This window comes from uncultured Caulobacter sp., assembly GCF_937900395.1.
Lineage (GTDB): Bacteria > Pseudomonadota > Alphaproteobacteria > Caulobacterales > Caulobacteraceae > Caulobacter.
The window spans coordinates 76,064-85,785 of record NZ_CALCDX010000045.1 but is presented as its reverse complement, the minus strand read 5'-3'; the positions used below and the strand labels follow the sequence as shown (position 1 = coordinate 85,785).

At 68.3% G+C, this 9,722-nt stretch carries 7 protein-coding genes and 1 pseudogene; 2 read left to right on the top strand and 6 right to left on the bottom strand.

Annotation, left to right across the window (positions count from 1 at the left end):
• From Q0379_RS03935 to Q0379_RS03925, 3 genes and pseudogenes are all read right to left on the bottom strand, one after another.
• Positions 1-1,206, bottom strand: a pseudogene (locus tag Q0379_RS03935) (cbb3-type cytochrome c oxidase subunit I); the annotation flags it as partial.
• A 100-nt stretch (positions 1,207-1,306) separates the two neighbouring features.
• Positions 1,307-2,668, bottom strand: a complete 1,362-nt coding sequence (gene hemN / locus Q0379_RS03930) for an oxygen-independent coproporphyrinogen III oxidase (protein ID WP_299004489.1) — start codon at positions 2,666-2,668, stop codon at positions 1,307-1,309.
• Positions 2,665-3,303 carry a helix-turn-helix domain-containing protein gene (locus tag Q0379_RS03925; RefSeq protein WP_299004486.1) on the bottom strand — a complete coding sequence of 213 codons (639 nt, stop codon included), beginning with the start codon at positions 3,301-3,303 and terminating at the stop codon, positions 2,665-2,667. Before Q0379_RS03925 ends, hemN begins: the two co-directional genes overlap by 4 nt.
• Positions 3,304-3,507: 204 nt before the next feature.
• Between Q0379_RS03925 and Q0379_RS03920 the strand changes: the two genes are divergently transcribed.
• Positions 3,508-4,161 carry a Crp/Fnr family transcriptional regulator gene (locus tag Q0379_RS03920; RefSeq protein WP_299004483.1) on the top strand — a complete coding sequence of 218 codons (654 nt, stop codon included), beginning with the start codon at positions 3,508-3,510 and terminating at the stop codon, positions 4,159-4,161.
• A 61-nt stretch (positions 4,162-4,222) separates the two neighbouring features.
• Here Q0379_RS03920 and Q0379_RS03915 read toward each other — a convergent pair whose 3' ends face one another.
• A complete protein-coding gene (locus Q0379_RS03915; RefSeq protein WP_299004480.1) occupies positions 4,223-4,669 on the bottom strand; it encodes a pseudoazurin in 447 nt (148 codons plus the stop codon).
• 198 nt (positions 4,670-4,867) lie between these two features.
• Between Q0379_RS03915 and Q0379_RS03910 the strand changes: the two genes are divergently transcribed.
• Positions 4,868-7,108, top strand: coding sequence for an adenosylcobalamin-dependent ribonucleoside-diphosphate reductase (locus Q0379_RS03910; protein ID WP_299004477.1), 2,241 nt, complete (start codon positions 4,868-4,870; stop codon positions 7,106-7,108).
• A 58-nt stretch (positions 7,109-7,166) separates the two neighbouring features.
• Here the strand turns inward: Q0379_RS03910 and Q0379_RS03905 are convergent, their stop codons facing one another.
• The gene (locus Q0379_RS03905) at positions 7,167-8,354 is read right to left on the bottom strand and encodes a hypothetical protein (protein WP_299004474.1); all 1,188 of its coding nucleotides are present in this window, start codon (positions 8,352-8,354) and stop codon (positions 7,167-7,169) included.
• 69 nt (positions 8,355-8,423) lie between these two features.
• On the bottom strand, positions 8,424-9,452 hold the full coding sequence (gene nirK, locus Q0379_RS03900) for a copper-containing nitrite reductase (RefSeq protein ID WP_299004471.1): 1,029 nt from the start codon (positions 9,450-9,452) through the stop codon (positions 8,424-8,426).
• Positions 9,453-9,722 lie beyond the last annotated feature (270 nt).

Below are 9,722 nucleotides of genomic sequence, written 5' to 3'. Positions count from 1 at the left end.
CCAGCCCTGGTGGCCGAACCACCAGTTGGCGTTCAGGTCGAAGACCTGCTGCACGCCCAGCCACTCGCCGGCCATCGAGCCGAGAACGACGACGACCAGGGCGACCCACAGCAAGTCGACGCCCAGCTTCTGACCCTTGGGCTCGTGGCCCGAGATCATCGGCGCGACATAGAGGCCGGTGGCCAGCCAGGCGGTGGCGATCCAGAAGACGGCCAGCTGGGTGTGCCAGGTGCGGGTGACCGCATAGGGAATGATGTCGGAGATCGGCACGCCGAAGAAGGCGTGGCCCTCGACCGAATAGTGGGCGGTGACCGCGCCCAGGCCCACTTGCAGCAGGAAGAGGCCGATCACGGTCAGGAAGTACTTGCCGGTCGCCTTCATCGAGGGCGTCGGCTTCATCGCCGCCAGCGGGTCCTTGTCCGGCGCGACCAGATGGTCCTCGGTCTTGGTGCGGGCGTGCCAGAAGGCCAGGGCGCCGACGGCGAAGATCAGCAGGATGATGCTGGCCACCGACCAGACGATGGTGGGGGCGGTGGGCGTGTTGCCGATCAGGGCCTCATGCGGCCAGTTGGCGGTGTAGGTGATCACGTCGCCGGGACGGTTCGTGCTGGCCGCCCAACCGGTCCACCAATAGAAGGCGGCGATGGCGGTCCGGCGCGCTGGATCCTTCACCGCGCCATTGGCGATGGCGTACTGCTCGCGCAGCTTTTCCAGCGCAGGATCCGATCCCAGCAGCGTCTCGTAGTGATCGCGAACCTGGCGCATGGCCTGGGCGCGATCGGCGCTGACCGTCACAACGCCGGTCTTGGCGTCGTAGGTGTTGGTCCGAACCTCGTTCTTCAGACGCGCGCGCAGAGCCGCCTGACGCTCGGCCGACAGGGCGTCATAAGACGTCTTGAAGTCGCGCTGGGCCCAGATGTCGAGCAGGGCCGTGGCCTCGCGGTGGACCTGGTCGGCCGACCAGTCCGGCGCGACATAGCCGCCATGGCCCCAGATCGAGCCGACCTGCTGGCCGCCCATCGACTGCCAGGCTAACTGGCCCGTCTCGATGTCGGCCTTGGTGAGCAGAACCTGCCCCGACGCATCGACCACGCGGGTCGGTATCGGCGGCGCCTGCCGGTGGATTTCGCGTCCCATCAGCCCCAAGACGGTGAAGGACACCGCCATCACCAGGGCGAGGACGAACCATAGTCTTCGGGTGTTCATCTCGCTTCCCCTCGCCGGTCGGGACCGTCCCATTCGGCGTTTGGGATCACGATGACGACCGGAAGGCCCGCGGACGTTGCTCGGGAGCAACCTCGCCGGATCAGACCGCCTTGGCGTGGCGCGTGGCGGCCGCAGGCAGCCGCGCGTCGAAGGCGGCGGCGACCACACGCATCAGGCGGCGCGCGGGCTCGGGGATCGAGACCACGGCGCCGTCGCGGGCGCAGAGGCCGGCCAGTTGCAGGGCGTCGGTGGCTGACAGCTCGGCGGCCAGGTGATCCTCGGCGAATCCTTGGTCGCGGCAGACGGCGGCGACATCGACCGCCATGTCGCACATCAGCCGCTCGATCACGGAGGCCCTCAATCGGTCTTCGGCGTCCACGATCAGCGCCCGGTGCAGCGGAAGCTGGCCGTAGGCGATCGCGGTCGACCATTGGTCGGTCGGGACTAGGTTTTGCACAAAGCCCTCGCGAAACTGACCGATCGATGAGGGACCAATGGGAACGAGCACCGGCGCGGGATCGTCCGTGTACCCTTGGAAGTTCCGCCGCAGCCGGCCCTCGACCGCTGCGCGGGTCAAGGCGTCGTCCGGCAAGGCGTAGTGGTCGAGGCCGATGCGGACATAGCCAGCCTCAGTGAGCGCCGCGTCCGCGGCCTCGGCCTGGGCCCAGCGACCATCCAGGTCGGCGAGATCGGCCTCGCGGATCATGGTCTGGTGCTTCTTCATCCACGGCACGTGGGCATAGCCGAACACGGCCACGCGATCGGGCCGAAGTTGAACCGCCAGACGGGCGGATTCGTGGACGTTCTCCGGGGTCTGGCCGGGCAGGCCGTACATCAGGTCGAAGTTCAGGCCTTTGACGCCGACGGCGCGCAGCCGCTCGGTCGCGCGGGCGACGTGGTCGTAGGGCTGGATGCGATTGACCAGAGCCTGCACGGTCGGATCGAAGGTCTGGACGCCCAGGCTGACCCGGTTGACGCCCACGGCGCCGGCCGCGTCGACAAAGGCCTCGGACAGCATGCCCGGATCCAGTTCAGCGGCGATCTCAGCGCCCGGGCGCGGGCGGAAGACGGTCTTCAGCCGCGTGACCAGGGCGGCGAAGTCCTCGGGGCTGAGCGCATTCGGGCTGCCGCCGCCGAAGTGCAGGTGCGCCAGACCATCGTGCTCGCCAAGGCGCGCGGCGACCAGGTCGACCTCGCGCATCAGGGTCTCGAAGAAGGTCCCGACCCGCTCGTAGGTATGGGCGATCGAGGTATGGCAACCGCAGTACCAGCACAGGCGCCGGCAGAACGGCACGTGGACATAGACCGACAGCCGATCCTGGGCGCGGGTGAGGGCGAACCAGTCTCGGGCTTGAGACGCCTGCGCCTCATCGAAGGCCAGGGCGGTCGGATAGCTGGTGTAGCGGGGGAGGTTCCGTTCGGCGTGCTGGCGCTGTGCCGGGGTCAGGACCGAAGAGGTCATGCGCAAAGTCCTAGAAGCTCGTCCTGCCGGCGCAGACGCACGCGGCGGGAGGCGCGCGCGTCGATCAGCCCCTGGTCCTGGAGCTGCGACAGCGTGCGGGAAACGGTGTGGATGGTCAGGCCCAGATAGTCGGCGATGTCCTGGCGGGTCATCGGCAGGTCGAACTCGTCGTCCGCGTCGAAGCGCTGGGCGAAGTCGATCAGGAAGGCGGCGACGCGTTCGACGGCGCCCAGTCGCGCTAGCATGGCCGCGTGGTTCTGGCTGCGTTGCAGTCCGCTAGACGCGACCGACAGCAGGCGCTGGCCCAGCAAGGGATCATGGGCCGACAGGCGGCGCAGCGTGGCGACCGGAATGGCCAGCAGGATCACGTCGGTCATGCCCTCGGCGGAGCAGGCATGTTCGCCGCCGGCCTCCAGCCCCAGGACGTCGCCGGGAACGTGGAAGTCGCAGACGTGACGACGGCCGTCCCCCAGCAGGCGGTAGGTCCGCACCGCGCCGGACAGCAGCTGGTAGACGGTGTCGACCGCTTCGCCCTGCGCGAAGATTTCCTCGCCCGGGGCCCTGCGAAGGCTGACCCCGGCGGGGACCAGCGTCTGGGCGGGCGGCGGATCGAACTTGGCGAAGGCGAGGGTCATGGGCGGCCCGGCGGCTGAGGCTTGTGTCGACCTGAGCCTTAGCAACCGCGCCGGTCCCGCCGTTATTCGGGAAATCGCCCTAGGTAGAATTCCGGGATTAAGCTGGAGCCCGGCCGAGCTTAGGGGTGACGTCAGCCTTTCACCCAAAGCCACACGTCTCTCATGGTCGCCACCATCCCTCCCCATAGTCTTCGCGGCGCCGACATGTTCGGCCATCTGGACGAGATCGCGGCCGCCGACGTGCTCGAGGCCGGAACCGTTCGGCCGCTGGTCGCCGGGCGCGTCGTCTTCAGCCAGGGCGATCCCGGCTCGACCTGCCACACGCTGCTGGAAGGCCGGGTCAAGATTGTCCAGGCGCGCCCCGAGGGCAGCCAGTCGGTGATCCGCTTCATCGGGCCGGGCGAGATGTACGGCACCGTCGCGGCGCTGATGGGTAAGCCGTTCCCGGCCGACGCGGTGGCGGTGGTCGACAGCCTCGAGATCTACTGGACCGTCGCGGCCATGCGTCAGCTGATGGCGCGCTATCCCGAGATCGCCATGGGCTCGGCCGCCTCGGCCGGGCATCGCCTGTTCGAACTGCAGGACCGGGTCGGCGAGATGGCCGGCGAGAAGGTCGAGCAACGCATCGCCCGCACCCTCCTGCGCCTGGTTCAGCAGGCCGGCCGCAAGACGGACGGAGGGATCGAGATCGACTTTCCGATCACCCGCCAGGAGCTGGCCGAGATGGCCGGCTCCACCCTGCACACGGTCAGCCGGACGCTGGCGGCCTGGGACGAGCGCGGCGTCACCGCCAGCGCGCGCCGCCGCATCATCGTTCGCCGCCTGGACGTGCTGACGAACCTGGCCGAGGCGGGCTGACCTTTTCAATCGACGTAAGACAAAGCGCCGCCGCTCCGAGAGCGGCGGCGCCTTGGCGTGCTCACTTGATGGCGGCGAAGTCGGCCGTCAGGCGCTTCTTGGCCATGGACGGCGCGGTGGCGATGGCGGCTTCGGCCTGGGCGGCGTTCGGCTTGCCGTCGCCAACCTTGGCTACGAAGGTCATGCCCATCGCCCAGTGCGGCATGCACTTGAAGCCATAGACGCCCGACTTGGCGACCTTCACCACGACTTCCTTGCCGATCAAGCCCTTCACCGGCGCGACGCCGGGGGGCCACATGCCGGGGATCGTCTCGACATTATGGCCAGGGTCGGTCGGGATGAAGCGAATGGTGTCGCCCACCTTCAGCTTGGCGTTCGCCGGCTCGAACACCATTGCGCCCTGCGAGCCTTGATTCAGCATCTTGACCTGCAGTTCGGCCGCGCCTGCGGTTCCGGCGATCGCCACCGCGCCGATCATGGCCCCGGCGACGAGAACGGACTTCAACATCTTCACTCACCTTTGTCTGGGGACGGGCGAACCGCCCGCTCGTCGTCACCGATAGACCGACCGAGGCCCAGAGACCTTGCTCCAGAGCAAGCGAATGCGAATTCCGCACGGATCATCGTGATCCTCACCTTGTCGATCGACAATTCCGTGTCGGCGCGAATCCGCCAGCCTCCTGGTCTTTGGAACAGGAGCCGGATGATGGCCTTCGACATTCCCCTGGCCGCGGAGATATGGGCCGCGAAATATCGCTTCGCGCCGGACGCCGGCGGCGGCGACGCCTCCGTCGAAGACAGCTGGCGCCGCGTGGCCGAGGCCATCGCCGAGGCCGAGCCCGTCGAGGCGCGCGAGGCTTGGCGGGAGAAGTTCCTCGACGCGCTGGGCGACTTCCAGTTCATGCCGGCCGGCCGCATCTTCGCCGGGGCCGGGACAGGGAGGGCGGTCACCCTGTTCAACTGCTTCGTCATGGGAACCTTGCCCGACGACCTGCCCGGCATCTTCGAGCATCTGCGCGAGGCGGCGGTCACCCTGCAGCAGGGCGGCGGCGTCGGCATGGACTTCTCGACCATCCGCCCGTCCGGCGCGCCGGTGCGCGGCGTCGGCGCCGACGCCTCGGGTCCTTTGAGCTTCATGGACGTCTGGGACTCGATGTGCCGCACGATCCTTTCGGCCGGCCAGCGGCGCGGCGCCATGATGGGCTGCCTGCGCATCGACCATCCCGACATCGAGGCCTTCATCGACGCCAAGCGCGAGCCGACCCGCCTGCGCAACTTCAACCTTTCGGTCCTAGTCACCGACGCGTTCCTGGAGGCCCTGGCGGCCGACGCGGACTGGCCGCTGGTGTTCGGCGGCGAGGTGTTCAGGACGGTTCGGGCCAGCGACCTGTGGCGGCGGCTGATGACGGCGACCTACGCCTATGCCGAGCCAGGCGTGATCTTCGTCGACCGGGTCAACGCCCGGAACAACCTTGCCGATTGCGAGACGATCAGCGCCTCCAATCCCTGCGGCGAACAGATGTTGCCGCCCTATGGGGCCTGCCTGCTGGGCTCGATCAACCTGGCCCGTCTGGTGGCGACGCCCTTCACGGAAGACGCCGCCCTCGACGAGGAGAAGCTGGCCGAGCTGACTCACGTCGCGATCCGATTCCTGGATGACGTGATCGACGTCTCGCGTTTCCCGTTGGAGGCCCAGGCGGAAGAGGCGCGCGCCAAGCGGCGTCTAGGTTTGGGCGTCACGGGTCTCGCCGACGCCCTGATCTTCTGCGGCCAACGCTATGGCTCCGAAGAGGCGGCCGAGACGACCAGGCGCTGGCTGGGGATCATCAAGCGCGAGGCCTACCGCGCCTCCGCCGCCTTGGCCGCCGAAAAGGGGCCCTATCCGCTCTGGGACCCCTGTGTGTTGGATCGGCCGAACCTGCTGGAGCTTGATGAGGAGACCCGCGCGCTGATCGCCAAGCACGGCCTGCGCAATGGCTGCCTGACCTCGATCGCGCCGACGGGCACGACCTCGCTGGTGGCGGGCAACGTCTCGTCCGGCGTCGAGCCGGTCTTCGCCTACGCCTATAACCGCAAGGTCCGCCAGCCCGACGGCTCGACCCGACAGGAGGCCGTTGAGGACTACGCCCTGACGGTGTGGAAGCGGCTGCATGGCGAGGCCGAGCCCCCGGCGGACGTCTTTGTATCGGCCCAGACCCTGACGCCGCGCGAGCATCTGGTCATGCAGGCCGCGGCCCAGTCGATGATCGACAGCTCGATCTCCAAGACCGTCAACTGCCCGGCCGACATCGCCTTCGACGCCTTCTGCGACGTCTATCTCGAAGGCTGGCGGATGGGGTGCAAGGGCCTGACGACCTATCGGCCCAACGCCGTCACCGGCTCCGTCCTGTCGGTGGATGCGCCGCCAACCGAACAGCCGCCGGCCCCTGGAGGCTCCCACAATGACACGCCGCTGATCGCCCGCGAGGAGGCTCTGAGCGGCATGACCTACAAGATCAAATGGCCGCACAGCGCCCACGCCGTCTACGTCACCGTCAACGACGCCGAGATCGACGGCCAGCGGCGGCCGTTCGAGATCTTCGTCAACTCCAAGAACATGGAGCACTACGCCTGGACCCTGGCCCTGACTCGGATGATATCGGCGGTGTTCCGGCGCGGGGGCGATGTCGGCTTCGTGGCCGAGGAACTCAAGGCGGTGTTCGACCCGCAGGGCGGCGCCTGGCTCTCGGGCCGCTATGTGCCCTCGTTGCCGGCGGCGATCGGCGGCGTCGTCGAGCGGCACCTGCGCCAGGACCTCGCGGCGCCCGCGCCGAGGGTCGCCGAGGCCGTCGAACCCCAGGTCGATGCGCCGCGTCCCGCCGTCTGTCCGCGCTGCGCCAGCCCCGCCCTCATCCGCAAGGAAGGTTGCGACACCTGCACCGACTGCGGCTACTCCAAGTGCGGCTAGAGCCCACGAAAAAGGGCCCGCCTTCGCGGGCCCTTCCTCTTTCCTAGCTTTCGTGAAGTCAGAGCTTGAAGTCGAGGCTGGCCCACGCCCGCGTCGCGTCGGGATAGGTCGGGCTTTGCGTCTCGAACCGCGCCACGCCCAGCTCGAACGTCCACCCCTTGGCGAGCGGCGTCGACACCACTGCGTCGACCTCCCGCCCCAGGTTCTGGGACCCGACGGTGGTGTCGAAGTCGTGGGCTTCGCCGGTCAGCTTCAGCGGCTGCTTGACGCCGATCGTCGTCGTTCCGCGCAGGAAGACGTCGCGCACGCCCTTGGCCGGTGTGGCGCCGATCACGTCCGACAGACCCTGGAAGCCGTGCAGCGACGCCAGCGGCGTCTGGAAGGCGTTGACGCCATCGCCCTGCAGCCGCTCCAGGTTCGCCGAGATCGCCGACCTGGCGGTCTTCAGGCCCAGGGACGCGGCGTCATAGTCCAGCGAGAAGTTCCGCGGGTTGCTCTTCCAGTCGACCTGGTGGGCGTGCTCCAGCTCCCAGGTCCCGCTGAGGCCCGGCCGCAGGACGTGAGCGCCGGCCAGCCGGGCGCCGAAGGTCTTCGAGGACTGGGTCGGGGCGTTGTCGAGATCCAGCAGGAGGGCGTAGGCCGTTCCCTTGCCGATCGCGCCGAGATCGGCCTCCGCCTGCAGCATGTGGACGTCGCCGCGCCAGACGCCTTGCGACGACTTGCGGCCCAGCGGCCGGCGCACGCGGTCGGCATAGGCGTAGGTCAGGGTGACCGTCTTCGCGGGCTTGGCCGTCAGCTTGACGGCGTCGAAGGTCTGCTCGTTCTGGCGCCAGCCGCTGTTACCGACGAACCGGGCGTTGCCGAGGATGATGCGCTGCCGGCCGACATCGACGCCCAGGGCGGCGGTCGGCCGCCATTCCAGAGCGGCCCGGTTCAACTCGACGGTCTCGGGGTCGGTTATGGTCGCCCTGCCAGGCTTGGCGTGGACCCCGTCGGCATAGTCGTCGACCAGGGCGCCGACCGCCTCCATCTCGATCAGGGCGGTGAGACTCTTGGCCAGCGGCTGTCGCCAGCCGAGGCGAAGGCGCGTGGTGACGGCCTCGGCGTCCGGACCGTCCGGGTCATAGAGCTCATAGCGCGTGCGCGCCTCCAGCAGGAGTTGGCCGGGCGCTTCGGCGGCGCGGGCGGAGGTGGCGAAGGCTAACGCGCTCACGCCCGCGAGCGCCAGCAGGACATGCTGTCTCATGGATCAATCTACTGTCTGTCAGAGAAGAAAAAGGGGCGGCGAACGCTCGCCGCCCCTGGGGACATCGCCTTAGTGGCCGCCGCCCTTGTGCGGGTTCGGCGGGGCGTTGAAGACCTCGGGATTGGCGGGGCCCTCGACGGTCAGGATGCCCGCGCCGCCGCGTTCCAGGCGGCTCAGGGCGTGATCGACCAGGATGTAGTTGCCGGGGACTTCCAGCTTGAAATCAACGACCGTCGCGCCGCCGGGAGCGACCGTGACCGTCTGCACGTCCTTGATCGGGGTGCTGGTCAGCGAGCCGTACGGATAGACGTGGTCGAAGATCTCGCCGATCACGTGGAAGCTGGAGGTCTTGTTGGGGCCGCCGACGCCGAAGAAGATACGGACCGTATCGCCGACCTTGGCGTGCAGGGCCTTGTCGCCCGTCAGCGCCTTGAAGCCGCCGTTGAAGATGTAGAACTCCGGCTGCTCGTTCAGGAGCTTCTCGATGCTCTCGTTCAGCAGACCCTTCGAGCCCATGGCCTCGTCGGTATAGACCTCGCCCTGCATGACGTAGAACTCGTGGTCGACCTTGGGCAGGCCATCCTCGGGCTCGACCAGGATCGCGCCATACATGCCGTTGGCGATGTGCTCGGCCACCATCGGGGTGGCGCAGTGATAGACATAGAGACCCGGCGCAATCGCCTTGAAGGTGAAGGTCTGCGTTTCCCCCGGCGCGGCCATGGTGGCGACGCCGCCGCCGCCGGGACCGGTCACGGCGTGGAAGTCGACATTGTGCATGTGCTCGCTGTCGGCGGCGTTCTTCAACGAGACCTCGACGGTGTCGCCGACCCGGACGCGGACCATCGGGCCCGGCACCTTGCCGTTGAAGGTCCAGAACTTGAAGCTGGCGCCGTCGGCCAGCTTGCCGACCACTTCCTGGGTGACCAGGTCGACCTTCACCGTGGCGGGCGCGCGCCGGGCGATCGGCGGCGGCAGGTCGGTGGCCAGACGGACAGTGTCGGCGACGGCGGGAGCCGGAGCGTCCGGCGTGGCGCCAATGGCGGCGGTCCCAGTCAGGGCCAGGGCCGCGGCGGTGGCGAAAAGAGCGAGGGCTTTCATATTCCTATCCTCCGACGCCCGAACGGCGCCGATGGACGGAACAGGTAGACCTCCGAGCATCCCGATCTTTGTGCATGGACAACCTGCGCCGGGCGTGGCGGCTCATCCGACGGATCCGCCGAAATCGACGCAAAACCCAAGCGGCGCGGCCTTTCCGTGAACTGGAAGTCCGCCTCAAGCCGCCATGGCGACGCTTCCTTAAGTAGGCGCGGAACGCCGGTCTCGCGACGTCGACATTCGCGCGAACTTGGCGCGGCGCAACGTTCTCCG